We start from the raw sequence: 24,303 nt of genomic DNA, 5'->3' as shown, positions 1-24,303 counted from the left end.
ATTTTATAAAATGATGACAAATATAGGGTTTTTACTATATTTTGTGTTGTTTTTATGCGTTTTTTGAATCAGATGTTGATTCAATATTTTGAAGGTAGGAGCCAATAAGATTCCAAGCTTCTTTCATTTCATTTTTGTTTGCGGCCAGAATGTAGGTTCGCCGGTTTGAATCAACTTCGAGGTGATTGAGGCATTTATCAGCGATATCTGTCGCTATCCCTTTTTCTACCATAGTGGTCGACATGGTTCTGCGCAGATCATGCGGACGCCATTTGCCCAGTGGTAATTCCAGCCCATTCTTGTGAGCCTGAGTTCGCCCCTTGAGCGCGGGCTCGGCTCCGCGTTGGCGGTCCGCCACTTTTTTGGTGAGATCTTTGATGTTGATGTGCGTACCGCTGTTGCGCTGGCTTGGAAAGATCCATTCGGAGTGACCAGAAATTGTGTGCAGCGCTTTGAATTTTTCTTCAGCGTAGTCGGAGAGGTGGATTTGATGGTTCACACCATTCTTGGGATCCTGCACCTGAAAGATGCGGGCCTTGAAGTCCACTTGTTTCCAGCGGGCGCTGAGAAGTTCGTCGGCGACCCGGACACCGGTGGCCAGTGTGATCAGTAGCGCCAATTGGTAGCTCTGAGAAAGGTCGCAGCATGGCAGCTTTTGCATGAAATCCGCAATCTCGTGCTGGCTGAGCACGCGATCGCCCATTTTGTCTTTGCCCAAGCTTTTTTTAGAAATTTTCTGGCTGGGATCACCGGGGATGAGGTCATTCTTAAACGCGTAATCGAAGCTTTGGCGCAGGTCGGAGAGCACTTTTTTCTTGGTTCGGACCATGTTCAGCGATTTAGTAGCTCGCTGACCGATGGTGTCTAGGATTAGCGTCAAATGCTCTTTGCGGACGTCTTCCAATGCCACATCTCCAATAATCGGAAATACGTCTTTCTCAAACGATCGCATGACTTCCTCGCCACCGTCGGCACGCCCGAGCCTTAGGGTGTTGGGGAAGAAGTCCTGCTCAAAGAATTGGCGATAGGTCTGGCGCTCACGGCGTTTTTGCACAGCAAGGAGTTTGTTGCTTGCTTGCTCTTGTTGTTGTATACGCTCGACGAGTTGAAGTTCGTTCTCAATCTGTTGATCGATGCTGCGAAGCTCTTGCTGCCGAGCAATCTCGGCTTTGGGATCAATTCCTTGGACGAGCAGGCCGCGATACAAGTCTCTTTGTGCGCGGATGTCGCTCAATGTGTTGGCAGGCCATGCACCCAGATAAATCTTCCGCGGCTTGGAGGCAAAGCGGTAGATGAGCTTGAAGTGGACGCTGATAAGCGGACGATTGGCTGAGCTGTCGGGGCTGTCCTTAAGGAGCCGAACTTCGCCCTGTACGGACTGGCCATCGGAAATATAGTGACCGATATCCTTCTTGGTCAGAGCACACAAATCCTTCAGCTGCAGCTTGCTTATCAATACTCCTTGAAGTTTTGCTCATCATAATTTGTAACTTCATGAGGGGGCAACAAGGGGGTAACAATCTAGGCGATGAAGTTGGCACATTGGCAAACAACTGCAAACATTGGTGCACGTCTTGATAAATAAAAAAGCTTTTTATAAACAATAAGATAAACTATTTTTTGAGCCATTAAAGCCAAAATTTTCATATGCAACCCTTAAGATGGGGTGCAAGGGGTCGCGAGTTCGAATCCCGCCATTCCGACCAAACTAGATAAGGACTCCTAGCTATAAAGCTAGGAGTCCTTTTTCTATTGTGCCGAGATTGCCTCAAAAAGGGGTTAACTCAGCGGGTAACGGTCGATAAAAATACCGTGCCTGACTGAAGGGGCGCAGCTACTACCGTAGAAGTTTGGTAAAAAACCAAGGCGAGCAGAATCAAATGACTGGGCGAGCTTGTGATGCCCTGCACCTTCGAGCGCCAAGTCAACGAGTTACACATCGTGCTGCCATATTGAAACGATTGACTAAGTTTGGCCGTCCTCAGGCGGCAGCCGTGGCACGTGAACGGCTGGGCTCACCTCAAACAAGATTTGTGCAACAACGCCCATATTCAGAGCGCGTGCACTCTAAAGCGCTATGCAAACGTATACGCAGTTTTCACGGCTGTAAAAAACTCCTGCGCGTAGCGCCCTTGCTCGCGTGCACCGTAACTTGACGCTTTACGTCCACCAAAAGGAACATGGAAGTCCACGCCAGCTGTTGCGAGGTTGACCATCACCATGCCTGCTTGACTATGGCGTTTGAAATGGCTGGCGTACTTCAGACTGGTGGTTGCAATGCCTGCTGAAAGACCGAAAGCAGTTGCATTCGCCGTCGCAAGGGCCTCTTCATAATTGCGTACACGCAAGATGCTGGCGACAGGGCCAAACACTTCTTCCTGATTGATTTGCATGTCAGTTGTGGTGTCGGTAAAGAGCGTCGGTTGTAAATAGAAGCCTCGCGCACCGCTTGCAGAATGACACTGTGTCAATGCGCCGCCGCTAGCTACGATGGCGCCTTGTGAAATTGCTGCTTGAATGAAGCACATATCGGTATCCAGTTGCCCCTGACTGACCACTGGGCCGATGTCGGTGCCGCTTATTCTTGCATCGCCTACTTTCAATTGGCCCATGCGAACTTGCATGGCTTGCAAAAATGCGGGGTAGATGCCATCGGTCACGATGAGTCGGCTTGCGGCCGTGCAACGCTGGCCTGTTGAGAAGAATGCACTTTGCACGGATAGTTCCACAGCCAGTTCTAGCTCCGCATCATCCAGAATGATTTGCGGGTTGTGTCCTCCCATTTCCAGTTGAAGCTTTTTTCCCAATGGAGCGCATGCTGCCGCAATCGCGCGCCCTACACCGGTGGAGCCTGTAAAACTGATTGCGACTACGTCGGGGTTGTGGGTGAGGGCTTCGCCGATGTCTTTGCCTTCGCCCATGACCAAATTAAATACACCAGCGGGCAGACCGCTGCGGTGAATGATGTCGGCCAGTGCCCAAGCACATCCCGGTGTGAGTTCTGAGGGTTTGAAAACAACGCTATTGCCGTAAGCCAAGGCTGGGGCAATTTTCCAGGCCGGAATGGCGATGGGAAAATTCCAAGGAGTGATGAGACCAATAACACCGATCGGTTCTCGTGTGACATCAACTTGAATGTTTGCGCGAACTGATGGAAGGCACTCCCCACTCAAACGCAAGCATTCGCCTGCAAAGAATTGGAAGATTTGGCTGGCGCGTACCACTTCGCCGATGGCTTCCGGCAAGGTTTTTCCTTCTTCACGGGCTAACTGATTGCCGAGTTCTTGTTTACGGGCTAATAACTCCGTAGCGATTTTTTGCAGGCAATCATGTCGCTGCAGAATGGGGCTGTGACTCCATGTGGTGAATGCTTCCTTGGCCGCCATGACTGCCAAGTCAACATCATGGGGCCGAGACTGTGCATACCTGCCAACAACATCGGTAATGTCGCTGGGGTTGATGTTGGGAACGTAGTCGTGGGCTGCAACCCATCGGCCATTCATCAGATTGTCAAAATGCTGCATGGTGTGACATTGCGATCAAATCGGAGTGGAGCAAGGGCTTGCCGGCACTTTTGTAGGCCGGCAAGCATGCGGGTAGTGTTTATTGGGCAACCACCGGCACTTGCGTGGCCGGTGGTGTGTTGCGGCTGCGGTGTGCACGGATGAGACCGTCGATCATCACCATGCCGATGCCTGGGATATCGCCACATTGCACGCTTTCGAGCAAAGTTTTGCCGGCCGTGTGCTGTGCTCGATCCATGAACACAAAGTCAGCAGCACGACCGACTTCAATCAATCCGCAATTGAGGTTGCGCATCTTGGCGGTGTTGCCAGTCGCAAAACAGAACACAAGTTCCGCTGGGATGTTGGCTAAGGCGGACAGCATGGAGATCATGCGCAATATGCCCAAAGGTTGAACGCCGGAGCCTGCAGGGCCATCGGTACCCAAAATGACGCGGTGGGGGCATTTGAGTTCCATGGCCATTTTGGCTGCGGCAATGGCCGTTTTTTCATTGCCGTTGTGCACAATTTCAATGCCGCGACTGCTTTTTTCACACAGCTCGCAGACATGTGCTTCAGGCAAGGAGGTGTGGCCGCCGTTGATGTGACCGATGATGTCGGCATCAGCCTCCAAGATGGTGTCTTTGTCGATATAGCCCGATCCTGGTACCGATGGGCCACCAGTGTGAATAGTGCTTTGAATGCCGTATTTACGTGCCCATGCCACCATCTCCTGGGCTTCGTAGCCGGCTTTGACGGTACCCAAGCCTACTTCGCCCAGTAGTCTGACACCTGCATCAGCTAGGTCCTTGAAGTCACTTTCGACCATGCCTTTTTCGATGATGGGCGCACCAGCCAGCACCTTGACGCCTCCAGGACGGTAGTTGTCAAAAGCACGCTGTGCTGTGATGGCCAACGCTTTGAGGCCCACGATATCTTTGGGGCGACCGGGCAGGTGTACCTCTCCGGCAGAAATCATGGTGGTCACACCGCCATGCATCATGGAATCGATCCAGCCTAGCTGACTTTGACGTGGCGTCCAGTCACCAAAAACAGGGTGTACGTGGCTATCAATCAGACCCGGAGCGATAGCTGTTTGCTGGCAGTCAATGACGGTTTGGGCATGGTCGGTGTCGCAATCTTTGTATTTGCCAACAGCTGTGATGATGCCGTCCTCGAGCACGATGGTGTCGGCCGAGAGAACGGGGTTGTCAATGTTGCCCGAGAGCAAGAGTCCGATGTTGTGGATCACAACTTTTCCGGACTTGCCTGTAGTGATTTCTGCTGCCATGGATGTTTTCCTTTCTAGAGGGACGTTGTTTACTGAAATATTGAAGTAGGTGCTTCATGCACTCTTTTGGTTTGCTGTGCTCTCAAATGGACTGCTGATCCGCTCAATGTTGGTGCGTAGATCTCATTTCTTGGGTGTAGGTAGTTATGAACTTTTCTAGGCATAAACCTTGCTAACTGTTTGTTTTGTTGATGGAAGTATTTATTTACTTGTTGATCAATAAAACAAGGCATGGGATGTTCTAAGCAAGAAGCTTTCCAGCTTGATCGAAGGAGCGTCAGAAGTTGCTTGATGACGCTGTTTTCAGTGGTTTCGAACGAAAGGGTTACGCAATGACAAGTTGGATTGCCACGTGGTGGCACGAACAACGAAAAGCTTTCGGTAATGCATCGGTGGAGTGTGTTGTGGACTCATCGAAGCAACAAACGCACGGCGCAGGTCAGCACTTGATCACATTGGAAGGTGCGGGGCTGTTCATGGCAGTTGCCTGTAGTGCGGCGGTGTGTGGCGGCTAAGTCAGAACTAATGAACAACTGCCACAGGCTGAAAACTTTGAAGAAGGAAGACGTAAATGGAAGCAGAACTGATCAGTATTCGCCGCGTGTTTACGCAGGTTGAGCATATCTTTCACGAGTTTGGGCCAGCCCCTGAGCAACCGCTGCTACGTGGTGCGATTGGTGTGGTGATGACCAATCCCTATGCCGGAGGCTATGTTCAGGACATCTTGCCGATGATGTCGCAGCTCGAGCAAGTTGGCATCGATATGGCGCGCCGCCTTATGCAAACGATGGCCGTTCCAGTGGAGCAGATCGCAACCTATGGCAAGGGATCGATTGTTGGAGAGGCGGGGGAGTTAGAGCATGGCGCTTTGTGGCATGTGCCGGGTGGCTACGCCATGCGCGAGTTGTTAGGTTGGAAGGGGGATCGTGTGGCCTACCGTAATGGCGATGCCGATAAATCCAAAGGCCAACCTGGTAATGCTTTGTCAATCGTACCTTCGACGAAAAAGGTCGGCGGGCCAGGCGTGACCTTGGATGTCCCTCTGACCAATATCAATGCCAGTTACGTTCGTGGCCAGTTTGACGCTATCGAAGTGCGGGTACCTGGTGCACCTCAGGCGGATGAACTGGTCTTTGTTCTGGCAATGAGCACGGGCTATCGCATCCATGACCGGGTGGGTGGTTTGCGTGCCGAGAACATCAGTGTTTGGGATGGATTGCGCTAATTCGCGCCCACATCCTTTATTCAAGTACCCCGTATTTCACAAATTCAAGGAGTTAGATATGAGTGCCAAGATTCGCAAAATAGTAGTTCAGATCGACGAAACGCTGCAAGAGATGGGCAGGCCTGTGAGTCCATCTACGCGCCGTGCGGTGGCAATGGCGGTGATTGAGAACCCATATGCTGGGCAGTACAGCGAAAACCTGGATGAGTTGATTGCTATTGGCGAAGAACTTGGTGCCTTGTTGGGGGAAAAGGCTGTGAAGGCCTTGGGCATTGAACCTGGCCAAGCGCAAAGCTACGGTAAGGCCGCCATCGTTGGTGAGTCTGGTGAGCTGGAGCACGCTGCAGCCATCTTGCATCCGAAGTTGGGGGCTCCGTTGCGCACGGCAGTAGAAAAGGGGGCCGCCTTGGTGCCTTCAGCCAAGAAACGTGGCTCGCTGGGAACGGCGATTGATGTGCCACTGGGGCACAAAGATGCGGCTTTTGTGCGTAGCCATTTTGATGCGGTGGAGGCGCGCGTGAGTGATGCACCACGTAAGGGAGAAATTTTGGTAGCGGTGGCAGTTACCGATAGCGGTAGGCCTCTGCCGCGTATTGGGGGTTTGCAAGCCTCTGAGATCGTGGGCGTAGACGGCTTACGTTAACTACTTACCAATAGATGGCTATTTAGTGCGCACTGAAAGGTGCGCCTTTTGGCCGCTGTACATAAAGAAAGATGGAGTGAAGAGGTCGTGATAAAAGCATTGGTAGCAGTCAAACGCGTGGTGGACTACAACGTGAAAGTCCGCGTCAAATCGGACGGCACGGGTGTAGACATCGCCAACGTCAAGATGAGCATGAACCCCTTTGACGAAATCGCCGTCGAAGAAGCCGTTCGCCTTAAAGAAAAAGGCGTAGTCACTGAAGTGATCGTCGTCTCCTGCGGTGTGACTCAGTTCCAGGAAACCCTGCGCACAGCCATGGCCATCGGTGCAGACCGCGGCATTTTGGTTGAGACCGATGTGGACCTGCAGCCCTTGGCCATCGCCAAGCTGCTCAAGGCTTTGGTTGACAAAGAGCAGCCCGGCCTCGTGATTCTGGGCAAGCAAGCCATTGATGGCGACAACAACCAAACCGGCCAGATGCTGGCTGCGCTGACAGACCTGCCCCAAGCGACTTTCGCTTCCAAGGTGGAAGTTGCTGGCGACAAGGTTGCCGTGAGCCGTGAAGTCGACGGTGGTCTGGAGACGCTGTCTCTGTCCATCCCCGCCATCATCACCACCGATCTGCGCCTGAACGAGCCCCGCTACGTCACCTTGCCCAACATCATGAAGGCTAAGAAAAAGCAGCTCGATACCTTCAAGCCTGAAGATTTTGGTGTGGACGTTGCTCCCCGCCTCAAGACCCTGAAGGTTGCCGAGCCCGCCAAGCGCGGCGCTGGTGTCAAGGTGGCTGATGTCGCCGCACTGGTCGACAAGCTCAAGAACGAAGCCAAAGTGATCTAAAGGAAGAACGACAAATGACATCCCTCGTTATTGCTGAACACGACAATGCTTCGATCAAGGCCGCGACCCTGAACACCGTGACTGCTGCCGCTGCTTGCGGCGGTGATGTGCACGTGCTCGTCGCTGGCGAAGGCGCTGCTGCTGCAGCCGCTGCTGCCGCTCAAATCGCGGGCGTGACCAAGGTCATCCACGCTAACGGCGCAAGCCTCAAAGACGGTCTGGCTGAGAACGTGGCGGCTCAAGTGCTGGCTATTGCTAGCAACTACAGCCACATCCTGTTCCCTTCGACTGCCGCTGGCAAGAACGTGGCTCCCCGCGTCGCTGCCAAGCTGGACGTGGCCCAGATTAGCGACATCACCAAGGTCGATTCCGCTGACACCTTCGAGCGCCCCATTTACGCTGGCAACGCCATCGCCACTGTGCAGTCCGCTGATGCCATTAAGGTTATCACCGTGCGCACCACTGGCTTTGACGCTGCTGCTGCCACTGGTGGCTCCGCCGCTGTGGAGGCTGTGGCTGCCGTGGCAGATTCCGGCAAGAGCGCCTTTGTAGGCCGCGAAGTGACCAAGAGCGAGCGTCCTGAGCTGACTGCCGCCAAGATCATCGTCTCCGGTGGTCGCGCGCTGGGCTCAGCTGAGAAGTTCACCGAAGTCATGTCGCCTCTGGCTGACAAGCTGGGCGCTGCCATCGGTGCTTCGCGCGCTGCTGTCGATGCAGGCTACGCTCCTAACGATTTGCAAGTCGGTCAGACCGGCAAGATTGTTGCGCCTAATCTTTATATCGCCTGCGGAATCTCGGGCGCCATCCAGCACTTGGCCGGTATGAAGGACTCCAAGGTGATCGTTGCGATCAACAAGGATGCAGAGGCCCCGATCTTCTCGGTGGCTGATTACGGTCTGGAAGCTGATCTGTTCAAGGCAGTTCCAGCAGTGGCAAGTCTCCTGTAAAAAAGAATTTACTCACGCTTGTTGGTGCTGGTGCTGGAAATGAAGAGGAAGAGAGCTGAAGCCATTACATAGAGCACAGAATTTTCTATCAAAAAAGGGCCGTAAGGCCCTTTTTTGATGACTGTTGCTGTGTATGGGCGTTGCACTGTTGAAGCGAGTTCTAGGTGGTGACGTGGCAATCACTGCTGCGTGCTTTTGGTGCTCGTGACCCGAGATCTGCATTGCTTGCACCAGTGCGGTGAAATGAAGAGCCATTAATCTCTTGAAATGGTGCACGAGATGCATGCATAAAAGTTTTTATTGAAGGAAACACTTCAAACATAAATCGGCACGAATGTTGCTCTATTCCTCTTGTGTGGAAAACGGATATCGCGCATGCCATAGACATTAGGAGTCTATGAGTGCGGGGTATCAGGTGCGCAGAGGCACTTCACAGAGTTGCTTCTGCGAAGTGCTTTTACTTCATTGCAACAGTGCTGCAGTTTGATTGGTGACGGGGATGCAGATGCGTGCTCTGTCACTGCAAGAGCTTGTGGCCTGGGTGTAGGAAAAGGGGATGTATGAGTTTTTCTGGACTGCTTTTTCAGCTGCTCAACGGGCTGGCTTCGGCGTCGTCACTATTTTTGGTGGCTGCAGGCTTGTCGTTGATCTTTGGTGTGACCCGTATCGTGAACTTCACGCACGGGTCATTTTTTATGGTCGGCATTTATTTGGCCTATTCCATTGCGGAAGCACTAGGCCCTATGGGATTTTGGGTGGCCGTACCGATAGCGGCATTGATCGTAGGTGTTTTGGGTGCGCTCATTGAAATTGTGCTTTTGCGTCGAATCTACCGAGCACCGGAGTTGTTTCAATTGCTTGCCACCTTTGCCTTGGTGTTGATCATCAAAGATGCGGCTTTGTGGTTGTGGGGACCGGAGGAACTGTTAGGCCCTCGGGCGCCTGGCCTGGATGGCTCAGTCAGCATATTGGGGCGCCAGATGCCTACCTATGATCTGTTCTTGATCTTGGTAGGTCCTCTTGTGCTGTTGGGTATGTGGCTGTTGCTCAGTCGTACCCGCTTTGGCACCTTGATCCGTGCAGCCACACAGGACCGAGAGATGGTCAGTGCGCTGGGTGTGAATCAAGCCTGGCTGTTCACAGCGGTGTTCGCTCTGGGGGCGATGCTGGCAGGCCTAGGCGGTGCGTTGCAGCTGCCGCGTGAGCCAGCCACGTTAGAGATGGATATGCACACCATCGGCGCCGCCTTCGTGGTAGTAGTTGTGGGGGGGATGGGCTCATTGCCTGGTGCGTATTTGGCCGCGTTGTTGGTGGCGCAGCTGAAAGCGCTGTGTATTTGGCTGGGTGTGGTGGAGGTGATGGGGGTCACGATCTCATTTTCCAAGCTCACCTTGGTGGTGGATTTCTTGGTGATGGCTGCCGTGCTGGTCTGGCGTCCATGGGGCCTGATGGGGCGCCCGCAAGCTGCCAGCCGTCACATGGGTGAAGCAGAGGCGCCACTGCGCAAAGCCTCACCCAACTTCATTGCTGCGGTAGGTGTCTTTACCGTAGCGTTGGTGTTAGCTCCGTTCTTTACGGCGGACTCTCCGTACACCACGGTTTTGCTGATTGATTTATTGATTGCAGCACTGTTTGCCGCCAGCTTGCACTTCATCATGGGCCCTGCTGGACTGCATTCCTTCGGTCATGCTGCGTATTTCGGTATCGGTGCTTATGCAGCGGCTTTGTTGGTGCGTAACAGCGGCATGCCGATGGAGCTGGCCATGATTGCTGCGCCTGTGTTTGCCGGTATCGGTGCGCTGGTGTTTGGCTGGTTTGCGGTGCGCTTGTCTGGCACTTACCTGGCCATGCTTACTCTGGCTTTCGCACAGATCACTTGGGCGGTTACTTTTCAGTGGGATGACTTTACGGGCGGCAGCAACGGACTCACAGGTATCTGGCCTTCCGAGTTGTTCAGTGACAAGCGCGCCTACTACTGGTTGACATTGGCTTTGGCAGGTGCCGGTGTCTGGTGGCTGCGACGTGTGCTGTTCTCGCCGTTTGGTTACGCCTTGCGTGCAGCGCGTGATTCAGCTTTGCGTGCGGATGCGATTGGTATCGATGTCAAGCGCATGCAGTGGGCAGCTTTTACGTTGGCCGGTGCAGTGGCGGGTTTGGCTGGCGCATTGTTTGTCTTCTCGAAGGGCAGTATTTCTCCTGAGTCGATGGCAACAGCCAAGTCCGTCGATGGCATGGTGATGGTGCTGCTGGGTGGCTTGCAAACTTTGACGGGCCCTATTGTCGGTGCATTTAGCTTCACATGGTTGTATGACTCGGTAGCGCGTAACACCGAGTATTGGCGTGCCATGCTGGGCGGCATTATTTTGCTGCTGGTGTTGGTCTTTCCTCAGGGGATTTCTGGATTTTCTCACCAAATGTGGATGAGTGTTCGGGTGAATGCCAAGCGTGCGAACACATTGAGTCGTGCGTAAGCCCGAGACACAAGGAGAAATTGCGATGCAAACTGAATCCAAAAAAGCGCTGCTACAAGTGCGTGATTTGGGGAAATCTTTTGGTGGTGTGAAGGCTGTGGATGGAATCAGCTTTGACTTGTATCCCGGAGAACTATTGGCACTAATTGGGCCCAATGGCGCAGGCAAGTCCACTACCTTCAATATGGTGAATGGGCAACTCAAGGCCAACCAAGGCTCTATCAAGCTGGCGGGCGTGGAACTAGTGGGTAAAAGCCCACGTGAAATTTGGCGCCAGGGTGTTGGTCGAACCTTCCAAATTGCAGAAACCTTTGCCTCGTTGACCGTGGTGGAGAACGTGCAAATGGCACTGCTTTCACAAGACGGGAAATTGTTTTCCACATGGCGTGCAGCAGCGGATCATCGCCGTGACAAGGCATTGACGCTGCTGGAGCAGGTTGGAATGAAAGCGGCAGCCGATCGTGCATGCAGCGAGTTGTCGTATGGCGACGTTAAACGCGTGGAGCTGGCCGTTGCCATGGCCAATGCCCCACGTCTGTTGCTGATGGACGAGCCTACCGCGGGTATGGCACCTAAAGAGCGCAACAACCTCATGGCGCTGACCAAGGATTTGGTGATCCACAACGACATGGCAGTGCTGTTTACCGAGCACAGCATGGATGTGGTTTTTGCGTACTCCGATCGAGCTATTGTGCTGGCCCGCGGTCGCTTGATCGCTGAAGGTAAGCCTGAGGCAATGCGAGACCACCCCAAAGTGCAAGAAGTATATTTTGGCAGTGGAAAAACGTTTGAAAAGCAAGCTGCGAATGCGGGCCAAGTGCAACTGAAGCAAGGAGCGACTGTATGAATGAAAAGCCGATGACATTGCTGAGTGCGGACGATTTATGCGCTTGGTATGGCGCTGCACAAATTCTGTATGACGTGGACCTAGAGGTGCGCCGTGGTGAGGTGGTGGCTTTGATGGGGCGCAATGGTGCGGGCAAGTCCACTACGCTCAAAGCTTTGATGGGAATGCTGGCCAAGCGCAGCGGTGATATCTACTTTTTTGGGCATAACATTTCGACCTCGGAGCCTCACCATGCATCCAAGCTGGGTTTGGGCTTTGTGCCGGAAGATCGTCGCGTGTTTACCGATTTGAGTGTGATGGAGAACTTGGAAGTGGGTACTCAGCCACCCCGCAACTGGCCGGATGGAAGCCCGGCCCCTTTGTGGTCGCCGGAGCGATTGTTCAAGCTTTTTCCCAATTTGGGAGAGATGCCTCAACGTCCAGGCGGGCGCATGAGTGGTGGTGAGCAGCAGATGCTGACGGTGGCACGTACGTTGATGGGGAACCCCTACCTGGTTTTGCTGGATGAGCCTTCGGAGGGAGTCGCACCGGTGATTGTCGAGCAGATGGCCAATATGATTTTGGAACTCAAGGCGCAAGGTGTATCGATTTTGCTATCGGAGCAAAACATGCATTTTGCAGAGCTCGTCAGTGATCGTGCCTATGTACTGGAGAAGGGGCAAATTCGTTTTTCCGGAACGATGGATGAGTTGGCTGCTAATGAAGAAGTGCGCCGTGCGTACTTAAGTATGTAAGGAGAGCGTGATGAGTACAGCGCTTTTACAAGCTCGGGTGCACAACATGCGTTATGAAGCGCCTGGTGTGTTGAGTGTGGAGTTGCAGGCAGCTGAAACCGGTAATGTATTTCCAGGTTTTGAGGCGGGAAGTCACATTGATCTGCACCTGGGGGCTGATTACGTACGCAGTTACTCGCTGTGTAATGCTGCACCTGGCCATGGACGCTATGTAGTCGGGGTGCTGCACGATGCGAAAAGCCGTGGTGGTTCACGCTATGTACACGAGCAGTTGCGAGTGGGGCAGGTGCTATCTATCTCAGTGCCGCGCAATAATTTTGCGCTAGATGTTGCTGCTCCCTTGAGTGTTTTGATGGCAGGCGGGATTGGTGTTACGCCTATCCTGGCCATGGCGCAAGCATTGTCTTTAGAGAAGCGTGATTTTCACGTGGTGTATTGCGCCAGAAGCAAGTTTGAAGCTGCTTTTGTGGCGCAACTGCAGGCTTTGTGCGGCGCAGAAGGTTTGACCGTGCATTGGGATGCGGATGCTGGCAGTCCTCCTGATTTGAAAGCGCTGCTTGCACCGTTTGATGCGCAGGCGCATTTTTACTGCTGTGGCCCCACGCCTATGCTGAATGCGTTCGAGGAAACTTGTCAAAGCTTGGGTTACCCGCATGTGCATGTGGAGCGTTTTGCAGGTGTTGATGTTGCAGGGCTGGACCAATCCAATGGCTTTGAGGTTGTGTGCCAAAAAAGCCAGCGTGTTGTGCAAGTACCTGCTGGGAAGAGCATTTTGGAGGTGCTGTTGGAGGCAGGGATAGCTCCTGATCACAGTTGTCTTGAGGGCGTATGCGGAGCCTGCGAGACGCCCGTGCTGGAAGCGGAGGGCGGCATAGATCACCACGATGCTATTTTGTCGGACAAGGAGCGCGAAGCAGCCAAGAGCATGATGATCTGTGTCTCTCGATGCAAAGGCAAACGCTTGGTCTTGTCGGTGTAATGGATCGAGGGCTGGATTGTTTGGAAAAAGGGAGCTACGTAGCTCCCTTTTTTATTGGAGTTGAGTGTGTGTAGTGGGTGTCTTCCATACATGCGTTTCATGGCATCCGCGGTAGCGACCTGATCGGGTCGCTAACGGTGCATCACGATATAAATTTTGATTCTTTTGCACCAGTAGCAAGCACACTTGCACTGAAGTAATTCATGCAATCAATGTAATGAAGGTTTTACTTACATTGATATCTGGCACAAGTTCTGCTTTATAGGGATGGAACCCTTTATTTGATGTGCATGAAAAGGATATGGCAGATGAAAGCAGCTTACGCTTACAACGCTTGGTACCCATTGGCATGGTCTAGTGACATTGGCCGTAACCTCAATGCTCGCCGTGTTCTGGAGCAGGACATCGTGCTCTATCGCACGGAAGGCGGCGAAATTGTGGCGCTAGAAGATGCCTGCCCACATCGCTTGGCACCGCTTTCTTTGGGGAAGCTCAAAGGCGACTCCGTAGAGTGTGGCTACCACGGCATGGCATTTGATTGCAGCGGGAAGTGTATTTCCGCCCCGGGTATGGCGCGCCCGCCAGCTGGCTCGGAAATTCGCAAATTCCCCACTGCCGAGAGCATGGGCATGGTGTGGGTGTGGATGGGGGATGCGGACAAGGCGGACTTGAGCCTGGTGTTCAACATGCCTGAATACGACAACCCAGAATTCAGTGTGGTGCAAGGTGATGCATTGCTAGTGCATACGAACTATCTGAATTTGGCAGATAACCTGTGCGATCCAACCCATGTGGTCTATGTGCATCAATCGACTTTGGCGAGTTCGGGTCGTGAGGAAACGCGAGTGATGCACGAGCGCGATGGCAACAAAGTGGTGACATGGCGCTGGGTGATTGATGGACCGCTGATACCGGTGTTTGAAGGCCTCAAGGATTTTGGTGGCAATGTGGACCGCTGGCATTACTACCATTACCACGCACCTTCCGTTGCGGTGATCGATTTTGGCTCTGCCAAGACTGGCACAGGAGCACCCGAAGGTAATCGGGAAGACTGCATACAGATGTATGCCTGCCACTTCATCACGCCAGTGGATCAAAGCACTAGCGTCCAGCATTGGCTGTGCATCAAAAACATGCCATCAGATACGGAGGTGGATACACGCCTGGTGGACGGTTTGCGCTTGGCCTTTAACGAGGACAAGGTGGTGTTGGAAGGAATCCAGCAGCGCGAAGACCAAAACCGGGAATGGAAGCGCGTGAACCTGTCTTTAGATGCTTCCAACATCAAGATGCGTCGCATCATCGAAGAGATGGCTGCATCCAATTAATCGTTTTAACTCAACTTGTTAGGGGGATCTATGGTGGTAAAAGGATTGCAAGTGACACTGATCGCATTGGGTGTGACGACTTGGTGCATGTCCGCTGCTGCTGCGCAGGGAGTCATCAAGATTGGCGAAATCAATAGCTACAAGGCACTGCCGCAGACCACAGGGCCCTATAAGCATGGTTGGTTGTTGGCCCAAGAAGAGATCAACAAGAGCGGTGGCATTTTGGGCCAGAAGATGGAAACCATCTTCCGCGATGACAATGCTAATCCCGGGGACGCGGTACGAGTCGCAGAGGAGTTGCTAACGCGTGAGAAAGTGGATGTGCTCAGTGGTGTCACGCTGTCACACATTGGCGTGGCATTGGCAGACTTTGCCGTGCAACGCAAAACCTTTTTCTTTGCCACAGGGCCGATGAGCGACAAGGTAGTTTGGGAGCACGGCAATCGCTACACCTATAGATTGCGCCCAGGAACTTATGCTTCTGTGGCTGCAGTTGTACCTGCGGCTGCCAAACTCAATAAAAAGCGTTGGGCATTGATTTACCCCAATTACGAGTATGGCCAGGCTGCGGCAGCCGCGTTCAAACAGGAACTCAAGAAGCTGCAGCCAGATGTAGAGTTTGTGGCCGAGCAAGCGCCACCTATGGGGAAGCTGGAAGCCGGCGCCTTGGTGCAATCGATTGCAGATGCCAAGCCTGATGCTATTTTCAACGCGCTGTTTGGTAGCGACTTGATCAAGTTGGCGCGTGAAGGCCGCAACCGGGGTTTGTTTGAGGGGCGTGAAGTGGTGAGCTTGCTGACAGGTGAGCCAGAGTATTTGGATCCGTTGCGTTCGGATGCGCCAGCGTCATGGGTAACTACGGGCTACCCATTTGCCAGCATCGCAAACCCTGAGCACCAGGCCTTTGTGCAAACCTACCAGGCTAAGTACAAGGAGCACCCGCGCATGAACTCCTTGGTGGGCTATTTATCCGCAAAAGTGTTGGCTGCAGGTATTGAAAAAGCCGGTGCAACAGACACTGAAAAGCTGATTACCTCGTTCAAATCACTGAACTACAAATCTCCCATTGGAGATATCTCTTTCCGCAAGCAAGACAACCAATCCACGATGGGGGTGTTTGTTGGGAAAACGGTGGTCAATGGCGGTAAGGGTGGTATGAGCCTGGAGGGCTACATCGATGGCAACAAGCTGAGCCCCGCCGATGATGTTGTGCAAAAACTGCGTGCGAAAGGGCACTAAGAATGTCACAAGCGATCATGAATGTGTTGCCACCGATTGGTTGTAATGGACGTGGCGTGCAGGACTCCTCGATGGAGCGACCGATTGCCATCGAAGAACCTTCGATTGAAGAGCAGTTTCGTTTGGTGAAGGCTGCTGGTGTATTTGATGGTCTGGATCGACTGCCCATGGGGCATGAGGTTGAGCTTTTCCACCGCTGCAGTTCCCAATACGAATTGCCCATCTATACCGCAAGTTGGTTTTATGCCCTGGGCGAAGATGAGTCTATATTGCGAGAGAAGTTGACGCTTGCCGCGAAAGTCGGGGCTAAGCAGCACAACATCATGCTGTACTGGCACGATGTGAATGGGCGTGAGATCACCGATCAGGAAGTGGCGGATTTCTACGTTCGGGCTTATGAAATTGGCATGCCTATGGATGTCGAGCCCACCATGGAGTTGCACGTTAATATGTGGAGCGAAGACCCGCGCCGCGTAGCCACTGTCGCACAGTTGGTGCGTGACCAGGGCGTACCATTTAACTTTACGCTGGACTACAGTCACATTCTGTTCAAGATCGGCAACGAGCAAGAGTTGCGCATCTGTGGAATCTATGAAGATGTGCAATCAGGCCGTTTGGAGCTGGATCCACGCAAGTCAGATAACTTAGTTCAGCGGTGGTTGGACATGGGAATTGTGCGTTGGCTGCAAGTGCGTGCAGCAGCACCCAATGGGCCGCGCAATACATGGTCCACCATCAACCTGTCGCGTGAAGTGGCGGCGATCCCAAAATATTCCATCTTTCCTTATGAAGATGGAATTCCGGGTCGGGGGATCATCTATCCGTTTACGGAGCCGGCACCGGGTGAGTGGCATTCGGTTTGGGAGGAATCTCAACTCGATTGCATCAAGCAAGTTGTACGTATGGTGTTGCGACACCATGCCTTCGATCAGCAATCGCGCTTGCGTGCCATCACTACGGAGATGATTACGTTGCCAGACTATGCGCACAATGCCAAATTTTCGTTAATCGGTCAGAACGCTGCGGTTTCGAGGTTTGTTCGTGAGACATGGCAAGCTTTGCTGGATGAAGCAAGTGCGGCCTGTGCGCACGAGCTTGAAGCCGAGTCTGTCTAAGCGTTCCGGTAGCCCCTGAAGAAAGCCCATGCACGTGTGCATGGGCTTTTCTGATGGTGAAGGCTTGGCCGTTTCGTTGAGACCTTCTTGAAAGATCAAGGCTGAGGACGATTTGTTGAAGCTGCGTGAGAGCAAGCATCCATATAACTTTGGATGCGGGGGATAAAAACTTCAGGGATGCTGGCGGATTTCATCGTATGCGGGTTGATGAAAACGCCTTTCCACAGACCCTGAAAGCTTTCGATACCATCGGGTCGGGTGCCTGTGATGCAGAACTGCAAGGAAGATCGTCCCATGGCAGTAACCACGATTTCAATACTGATTTCTTCGCTTGGACGAAGGGGGGCTTTGAAATCCAGCCCAGCTTGGACCAATGGGAAGCACACACCGTAATGCACATTCAGGGAAAACCAGTCGTGCTCTAAAACGGTTCTGAACCAGTCGTCCAAAGCGTCCATAGCGTAATGGAAGAAATTGACGGTGTAGACAATTTGGGCTGCATCGGTGTCCCCAAAGCGGACGGTGCGTTTATGCACAAATGGCGCAGGAAGGTCGATATCGCTCAGCTTGAGTGTTGTTGCTTGCATGGAATCCTTTCAGAACAGCGAACAAATCAAGGTAAGCAATTTTTGCGCCTATTGAAGGAATTACTTCATTCATTGAAATGGTGCATTTGATGGTTCGGTTGCACGCTAACAGTGCAACAAAAACACTGATATGAAGCATTAAATGATTGAAGTATTTACTGCATAAATGCATTGAACTGGCATAACTATTGCGTCAGTTGATCACATGCACTTATCGGTGCAGACGGCGGGACTAAGGAATTTGGTGTCTCGTTGGGCAATGCAAGGGCAACCGTCTATGGGTTGTCTTGATCTCAAGTTTTGGTAGGAGTCTTGAATGCACACGGAAGATGAAAACGCTTTGGTTGAGGCAATTCGCCGTTATGTCAGCAAGGAAATTAAGCCTAGAGTTCCTGCTTTAGAGGCTTCTGACGAGTATCCACACGATGTCATCGCTCAGATGGCAGAACTAGGTTTGTTTGGCATCGTGATCCCAGAGGAATATGGCGGCTTGGGTTTGAGTGTGCCGGTGTATACGCGGATCATGGAGGAGTTGTCGTTTGGCTGGGCCAGTCTGCCCAGCTTTATCAATAGTCATTGCTCGGTGTCTAGCATCCTGAATCGATACGGCACTGAAGAGCAAAAACAGAAATACCTGCCGCGCATGGCGCAGGGTGAGATTCGCGGTGCGATTGCGCTGACCGAGCCGAGCGCAGGCTCTGACTTGCAAAGCATTTCGACCACAGCAACGCCCAATGCCGAGGGAGGCTGGACCCTCAAAGGGAGCAAAATTTTCATCACCAATGGTGAGCAGGCATCCATCTACATCGCGTTGGTTAAAACCAACCCTGCGGCCAAGCCTATTAAAGATGGCATCAGTCTTTGCATTCTGGAGCGGGGTACTCCAGGCTTTACTGTCCCCAGCCTCTACCACAAGATGGGTTTCAAACATGTTGATACGGCAGAGTTGGTCTTTGACAACGTGCAACTTTCGGCGGATGCCATTGTGGGCGGAACCCCCGGTAAAGGCTTGTCGCAATTGCTTGATGTGATTGAGACCGGCCGTATTGCGATTGCAGCAACTGCAGTTGGGTTGGGGCGTTCTGCTTTAGAGGCAGCGCTAACGTACGCACAGCAACGTGAGACGTTTGGCACCCCTATTGCAAATCACCAAGCAGTTCAGGGTTTGCTGGCAGATATGGCTGCCAAAGTGATGGCTGCACGCGCGCTGACGATGGAAGCTGCGCGCGTCAAACATAGTGGTCAGCGCTGCGACATGCTGGCGGGGATGGCCAAGATGGTAGCTAGTGAAATGGGGGCTGAAGTGTGTCTGTCTGCGGTGCGTGTGCACGGTGGGTATGGTTACGTTTCTGAATTCCCGGTAGAGCGTTACTACCGTGAAGCGCCGATTTACATCGTCACAGAAGGCACTAACGAAATTCAAAAAATGGTAATTGCTAAACGTTTGCTGGCTGGTGATGGCGCAGCACTGGGCTTGTTGTAAAGACGAAGGAGTATCGGAATGAACGACTACAACACCATCGTGGGCCGCATCGACCATTTTGCAGTGTCGACCCCTGACAAGGCCGCCATCATCTTTGGTGAACAAACCATCACCTACGCAGAGTTGGCGAAAGCATCTTTGCAGATGGCTTTCCTACTCAAAGCCAAGGGAATTGGCGAGGGTGATCGAGTATGTTTGCTATCTGGTAACTGCCCAGAATATTTGGTTCTCTATCACGCGGTAATGCGCTGTGGTGCAGCATTGTTCCCTATCAATTCTGACTTGGCTGCGACAGAGATTGCTTATATCTTGGGCCATGCAGAACCTGCGTTGGTCGTGAGTGATGCATCTAGCAGTAGCAAGATACATGCAGCGCAAGCGCTATCGAACGTCCATGTTGAGCATTTGGAGTTGGAGCAACTGGTCATTCAAAGTGTGCAGGTACAAGGTGACGCAGTAGCACTTCATGCGCGCAAGCCAGCAGACTTGGCATTGGTCATCTACACATCTGGGACGACTTCTGCCCCGAAGGGTGTGCCGGCAACCGATGCCATTGAAATGGCCGGTGCTGAAACATTTGCGCAAATTTGGAATGTGACTGCGAAAGATCGTTGCTTGTGCGCTCTGCCTTTATCCTTTTTGTTTGGCTTGCACACCGCTACTCTGGTTGCATTCATGCAGGGCGCGTCTGTAGTGTTGTTCCCGCGCTTCCATCCTGTTCGCGTGTTGGAGGGGGTGGTTGCTCAGCGTGTGACCATGGTCTTGGGTGTGCCAACCATGTACGCGATGATGCTGGAGCATGTGACACAAACCAGCATCCGTTATGACTTGAGCTCGGTGCGCATAGCCGTGTCGTCGGGTGCACCGCTGGCCGTCACGACGCGTGATGCGATTGAGTCCAGTCTGGGAATGCGGATTCAAGACTATTACGCCTTGTCCGAGTGCCGGCCGATCTTTAGCTTCCGTGCAGATGATGCGCAAGCGGTACCGGTGGGCTCGGTTGGTTCAACTGCTCCTGGTGTGGAGGTCCGCTTGCTCAATGACGAAGGGCAAGCAGTGGCGCAAGGTGCGACGGGCGCTATTTTGGTCCGTTCAAGCAATACCTTAATGTCCGGCTACTTCAGGGACCCGGAGCGGACCGCTGCGGCTTTTGATAATGGCTGGTTTATTACCGGTGACTTAGCGTATCAAGATGCCCGGGGTCATTACTACATTGCGGGTCGAACACGGGATCAAGTGATCTCGGGGGGGCAAAAAATCTCTGCTATTGAGGTGGAGAATGTCTTGCTGCAGCATCCTTCGGTTGCGCAAGCTGCTGCTGTGGGTATCCCTGATGCCAAGTTTGGAGAGTTGCTCAAAGTTGTGCTGGTATTGCGCCCTGGCGCAGTTCAGGACAAAGATGCGTTGATGGAGCATTGCAAAGAAAAATTGGCAGCATATAAATTGCCTCGTCTTTTTAGCTTCCGTGATGTATTGCCGATCAGCCCTGCAGGGAAAGTGCTAAAAAGAGAGTTGATCGAAGAATAGGCGCGAACACCTAGACTCGATAGCACACACATGGCCATCCACCCAAAAGGTTGGATGGCCTATTAATGTTGGAACGAGAGTTATGGATCAGATAGAACCTGCAAAAAAGCGCGTTGCGAGGGATAGCGAAAAGACACGCGCAGTCATTTTGAAAGCAGCGATCAACGAGTTTTCAAAAAATGGCTATGGCGGCGCTACCGTAGAAAAAATCGTCCAACGGGCCAAGCGCAATGAGCGTAGCTTGTACTACCACTTTGGAAATAAGGAGGGTCTGTACATTGCTTCTCTAGAGTCGTTGTATGAAAAGCAAATGTTGGCGGAACAAGCGTTGAGGCTTGAGGACGTACCGCCCGAAGAGGCGATTCGGAAGCTGGTACGTTTTACGTGGTCGTACTATAGAGAAAACCCAGAATATTTAAGCCTGCTCAATACGGAGAATTTGTACAAAGCGGCACACCTGAAGAAATCATCCGCTCGCATGCAGGGGATTTTTTCTCCGAAGATGAAATTACTCGAGCAGATTCTTGAGCGCGGTGCTCGTGAAGGAGTTTTCAAGAATAAGGTAGCGGTGGACTACGTGTTCTTGTTAATCGCCTCGCTGTGTTATTTGTATGTGTCCAACCGCTACACAATTTCCAATTATCTAGGCCGTAATCTTGAAGCGCCGGAGGCTTGCGAAGGCTGGCTTAACTATATTGAAACATTGGTGGTTGAGCACCTCTCTCGTGGTGGCTCGAGCGCTGATTGAGTCATGTCGGATTTCGTGGTGGACTGCCCCCACTGCAATAGAAAAATCCCAGCCTCACATCCGGGCAGCTATCTTGAATCGATTCGCTGAACAGGGATGTCCTCAGACGGTGGCCGTGGTGTAGCCACGTCTGGGGTTTTGGGTGGTTCAACTGAAGCTGTAGTTATCCAACAGCGCCTTCAAACATGCGCGAGGCACACTTTGAATGCTGTGCTGGACTTAAGCCCAGCTGTCAGTGGTCATTGCCCGGCCGTTTATCAAAGCAAGGCTGACTCTACTGTTAAGCGTTTTCAGCCTTGTTCGGCCAGTAACTCTTGCAGAGTTTTGACCTGCATGCGCAAGCGCTCGTTTTCGGCTTGCAGCTCGGTTACGCGCTCTTGCAGCTCTTCGACGCTGGCGGCGGGTGCTGCATCTGCCGATTCATCGACCTCGGGCTTGGCGGCCTTAGGCTTTTTCTTGGCATCGCGCACGCGCTTGGCGGCTTGTTTCAGGGCGTCAGCACCTTCAGCGGCAACGGCTTGCTGCTCAGCTTCAGGCAGTGTGGCCACCACGGCGGCGGCGTTGAGCGACAACTCACCGGCCTTCACGGCGGCGACCAATTCAGGTACGGCCTTTTCCTGAATGGTCTCAATCATTTTGACTTGACCGGCCGACAGGCGGGCGGCGCGGGCCAGTGCTTCGCGGGTGTCCAGCGCCTCATCGGGCACCTTGGCTACGCTTGCCAGCGCTTGGGCAATAGCGGGGTCTGTATCGCCTTCCCATGGCGCTTCTTCGGATGGGGGCTGGGCGGACTTGGCGGCATTTACGGCGGCGGCTGCAGCAGCACGGCGCTCGGCGATGATTTCGCGTTTGCGCAGGGCCAGCACACCTCGCTGAAAGTCAGACACCGAGCGGCGACCCAGATGCTGGTCAATCATCCACAGATGCACATCGTCCATGTTCTTGAACTGTGTGGCCTGAATGGTGTTGAAGGGCAGGCCGTGTTTTTGGCAGATGCCGTATCGGTTGTGACCGTCGATCAGCAGATCACCCCAAACCACCAGCGCATCGCGGCAGCCTTCGGCGAGGATGCTGCGCTCTAGCGATTCATGCTCGTCGGCTGTGAGTGGGTCAATATAGGCCTTGAGGCCTTCGTCAATGCGCAGATCCATGTGTATTTATCCGTGAGTGCAAGGCTTGTGGCAGGCGGCAAAATGCCGAATTCCACTATCAATAAATGAGCTGATCGTCTAAGTTCTTCATTGACTTCGAGGCATATTCGCTTGAAATATGAATTAGAACGCAGACAGGAAGCTACTGAAAAAAGAGCAACGCCCCAGCGTATGGGGCGTTGGAAAAGCAAAGCCGGTTGAGCTTACAGCAGGCGTGAAATCAGCGCACCTTCTGCCGGGCCTTCCAGCGGAATGCGCACACGGATGGGGTTACCTTGGGCGACTTCCACGGGCTTGCCTTCTAGGTCAAACATTTTTTCCAGCTTGACTTGGCGGTTACCGGTAGGGTGAATGATTTCCAGCGTATCGCCCACCGAGAAACGGTTCTTGGTCTCGATCTCGGCCATGCCATCGGCATAGCTACGCACCTCGCCCACAAAGTGGCTGCGCTGCAGCACGCTGTGGCCAGTTTCGTAATTTTGATAATCGTTGGCGGGGCGGCGCTCCATCAGACCACCGGTATAACCACGGTTGGCCAGGCCTTCCAGCTCGGTAATCAACTCGGGGTTGAAGGGACGACCGGCCACGGCGTCATCAATGGCGCGGCGGTAGGTTTGTGCGGTGCGGGCCACGTAGTACAGGCTCTTGGTACGGCCTTCGATCTTGAGCGAATCCACGCCAATCTTGGTTAGGCGCTCCACATGCTCCACGGCGCGCAGGTCTTTGGAGTTCATGATGTAGGTGCCGTGCTCATCTTCCATGATGGGCATCATCTCGCCGGGACGGCCTTTTTCTTCCAGCAGGTAGATGGCGTCGGCCTTAGGGTGGCGTTGCTGGTCACCGCAGGTGCTGGTGAACTGGTTGTCCAGATCGTTTTTGGCGTCTTCAAAATTGAAGCCGTTTTCCATGGTCTGGCCCAGCGCTTCGCCGGTGTTGGCATCTACAGCCGCATCATGCGTCTTGTAATCCCAGCGGCAGGCATTGGTGCATGTGCCTTGGTTGGGGTCGCGGCGGTTGAAGTAGCCGGACAAGAGGCAGCGGCCGGAGTAAGCAATGCACAGCGCGCCGTGCACAAAGACTTCAATCTCCATGTCAGGGCATTCTTGGCGGATCTTTTCGATTTCGTCCAAGCTCAGTTCACGCGACAAAATGATGCGCGAGACGCCCATCTTTTGCCAGAATTTCACGGTGGCGTAGTTGGTCGTGTTGGCCTGCACGGAAAGGTGAATTTCCTGCTCGGGCCACTTTTCTTTGACCATCATGATCAGGCCGGGGTCGGCCATGATCATGGCGTCGGGCTTCATCGCAATGATGGGCTCAATGTCGCGGATGTAAGTGCGCACCTTGTCATTGTGCGCAATCAAATTACTGGTCAGAAAGAACTTTTTGCCGCGTGCATGTGCTTCGGCAATGCCCTGGCCGATCTGCTCCAGGCGGAATTCATTATTGCGCGCACGCAAGCTGTAGCGCGGTTGGCCGGCGTACACGGCGTCGGCACCAAAGTCATAGGCAGCACGCATCTTGTCGAGCGAGCCGGCAGGCAGCAGCAGTTCGGGGGCTTTGAGGGTCATGATGCCTCTATTGTCCTGCATTGCGCTTTTCACGGTGGCTTGCTAAGGCTACGTGAATAGGGTGGTCGCTTTGC

At 53.1% G+C, this 24,303-nt stretch carries 20 protein-coding genes; 14 read left to right on the top strand and 6 right to left on the bottom strand.

What is annotated here, in order from left to right:
* Positions 1-52: 52 nt before the first annotated feature.
* From KUF54_RS09660 to KUF54_RS09650, 3 genes are all read right to left on the bottom strand, one after another.
* A complete protein-coding gene (locus tag KUF54_RS09660; RefSeq protein WP_219342562.1) occupies positions 53-1,456 on the bottom strand; it encodes a site-specific integrase in 1,404 nt (467 codons plus the stop codon).
* A gap of 619 nt (positions 1,457-2,075) precedes the next feature.
* Complete coding sequence (locus KUF54_RS09655; protein ID WP_219342561.1) at positions 2,076-3,524, bottom strand: aldehyde dehydrogenase family protein; 1,449 nt, start codon at positions 3,522-3,524, stop codon at positions 2,076-2,078.
* A gap of 79 nt (positions 3,525-3,603) precedes the next feature.
* Complete coding sequence (locus KUF54_RS09650) at positions 3,604-4,794, bottom strand: amidohydrolase family protein (protein WP_219342560.1); 1,191 nt, start codon at positions 4,792-4,794, stop codon at positions 3,604-3,606.
* Between the two features lie 583 nt (positions 4,795-5,377).
* Here KUF54_RS09650 and KUF54_RS09645 point away from each other — a divergent pair.
* The 11 genes from KUF54_RS09645 (at position 5,378) to KUF54_RS09595 (ending at position 17,162) form a co-directional block, all read left to right on the top strand.
* The gene (locus KUF54_RS09645) at positions 5,378-6,019 is read left to right on the top strand and encodes an amino acid synthesis family protein (protein WP_219346349.1); all 642 of its coding nucleotides are present in this window, start codon (positions 5,378-5,380) and stop codon (positions 6,017-6,019) included.
* Between the two features lie 58 nt (positions 6,020-6,077).
* Positions 6,078-6,662 carry an amino acid synthesis family protein gene (locus KUF54_RS09640; protein WP_219342559.1) on the top strand — a complete coding sequence of 195 codons (585 nt, stop codon included), beginning with the start codon at positions 6,078-6,080 and terminating at the stop codon, positions 6,660-6,662.
* A gap of 90 nt (positions 6,663-6,752) precedes the next feature.
* The gene (locus tag KUF54_RS09635) at positions 6,753-7,502 is read left to right on the top strand and encodes an electron transfer flavoprotein subunit beta/FixA family protein (RefSeq protein WP_219346348.1); all 750 of its coding nucleotides are present in this window, start codon (positions 6,753-6,755) and stop codon (positions 7,500-7,502) included.
* A gap of 14 nt (positions 7,503-7,516) precedes the next feature.
* The gene (locus KUF54_RS09630; RefSeq protein WP_219342558.1) at positions 7,517-8,449 is read left to right on the top strand and encodes an electron transfer flavoprotein subunit alpha/FixB family protein; all 933 of its coding nucleotides are present in this window, start codon (positions 7,517-7,519) and stop codon (positions 8,447-8,449) included.
* A 560-nt stretch (positions 8,450-9,009) separates the two neighbouring features.
* On the top strand, positions 9,010-10,920 hold the full coding sequence (locus KUF54_RS09625) for an ABC transporter permease (protein WP_219342557.1): 1,911 nt from the start codon (positions 9,010-9,012) through the stop codon (positions 10,918-10,920).
* 25 nt (positions 10,921-10,945) lie between these two features.
* Positions 10,946-11,767 carry an ABC transporter ATP-binding protein gene (locus KUF54_RS09620; RefSeq protein WP_219342556.1) on the top strand — a complete coding sequence of 274 codons (822 nt, stop codon included), beginning with the start codon at positions 10,946-10,948 and terminating at the stop codon, positions 11,765-11,767.
* Positions 11,764-12,501 carry an ABC transporter ATP-binding protein gene (locus tag KUF54_RS09615; RefSeq protein WP_255576004.1) on the top strand — a complete coding sequence of 246 codons (738 nt, stop codon included), beginning with the start codon at positions 11,764-11,766 and terminating at the stop codon, positions 12,499-12,501. Before KUF54_RS09620 ends, KUF54_RS09615 begins: the two co-directional genes overlap by 4 nt.
* Positions 12,502-12,511: 10 nt before the next feature.
* Positions 12,512-13,480 (top strand): PDR/VanB family oxidoreductase, encoded by a 969-nt coding sequence (locus tag KUF54_RS09610; protein WP_219342555.1) that lies wholly within the window; start codon positions 12,512-12,514, stop codon positions 13,478-13,480.
* Positions 13,481-13,788: 308 nt separating this feature from the next.
* On the top strand, positions 13,789-14,808 hold the full coding sequence (locus KUF54_RS09605) for an aromatic ring-hydroxylating dioxygenase subunit alpha (RefSeq protein WP_219342554.1): 1,020 nt from the start codon (positions 13,789-13,791) through the stop codon (positions 14,806-14,808).
* Positions 14,809-14,895: 87 nt separating this feature from the next.
* Complete coding sequence (locus tag KUF54_RS09600) at positions 14,896-16,047, top strand: ABC transporter substrate-binding protein (protein WP_255576435.1); 1,152 nt, start codon at positions 14,896-14,898, stop codon at positions 16,045-16,047.
* A gap of 2 nt (positions 16,048-16,049) precedes the next feature.
* Entirely contained in the window at positions 16,050-17,162 is a 1,113-nt protein-coding gene (locus KUF54_RS09595) for a xylose isomerase (protein ID WP_219342552.1), read from the top strand.
* Positions 17,163-17,257: 95 nt separating this feature from the next.
* Here the strand turns inward: KUF54_RS09595 and KUF54_RS09590 are convergent, their stop codons facing one another.
* Complete coding sequence (locus KUF54_RS09590; RefSeq protein ID WP_219342551.1) at positions 17,258-17,749, bottom strand: thioesterase family protein; 492 nt, start codon at positions 17,747-17,749, stop codon at positions 17,258-17,260.
* Positions 17,750-18,065: 316 nt separating this feature from the next.
* On the opposite strand from KUF54_RS09590, the gene KUF54_RS09585 reads away from it, so the two are divergent.
* The 3 genes from KUF54_RS09585 to KUF54_RS09575 all read left to right on the top strand — a co-directional run bounded on the left by KUF54_RS09585 (position 18,066) and on the right by KUF54_RS09575 (position 21,507).
* Positions 18,066-19,232: an acyl-CoA dehydrogenase family protein gene (locus KUF54_RS09585; RefSeq protein WP_219342550.1), complete on the top strand. Its 1,167-nt coding sequence runs from the start codon at positions 18,066-18,068 to the stop codon at positions 19,230-19,232.
* Between the two features lie 18 nt (positions 19,233-19,250).
* The gene (locus KUF54_RS09580) at positions 19,251-20,759 is read left to right on the top strand and encodes a class I adenylate-forming enzyme family protein (protein ID WP_219342549.1); all 1,509 of its coding nucleotides are present in this window, start codon (positions 19,251-19,253) and stop codon (positions 20,757-20,759) included.
* Positions 20,760-20,841: 82 nt separating this feature from the next.
* The gene (locus KUF54_RS09575; RefSeq protein ID WP_219342548.1) at positions 20,842-21,507 is read left to right on the top strand and encodes a TetR family transcriptional regulator; all 666 of its coding nucleotides are present in this window, start codon (positions 20,842-20,844) and stop codon (positions 21,505-21,507) included.
* Between the two features lie 290 nt (positions 21,508-21,797).
* On the opposite strand, the gene KUF54_RS09570 is transcribed toward KUF54_RS09575, so the two are convergent.
* Both KUF54_RS09570 and yegQ read right to left on the bottom strand, forming a co-directional pair.
* On the bottom strand, positions 21,798-22,658 hold the full coding sequence (locus KUF54_RS09570; RefSeq protein ID WP_219342547.1) for a plasmid replication/partition related protein: 861 nt from the start codon (positions 22,656-22,658) through the stop codon (positions 21,798-21,800).
* A gap of 203 nt (positions 22,659-22,861) precedes the next feature.
* Entirely contained in the window at positions 22,862-24,250 is a 1,389-nt protein-coding gene (gene yegQ, locus KUF54_RS09565; protein WP_219342546.1) for a tRNA 5-hydroxyuridine modification protein YegQ, read from the bottom strand.
* Between the last annotated feature and the right edge of the window lie 53 nt (positions 24,251-24,303).

This window comes from Comamonas sp. Y33R10-2 (assembly GCF_019355935.1).
Classification (GTDB): Bacteria; Pseudomonadota; Gammaproteobacteria; order Burkholderiales; family Burkholderiaceae_C; genus Comamonas.
Note: the sequence above shows the minus strand (reverse complement) of the source record. Positions and strands in the feature narration are given on the sequence as shown.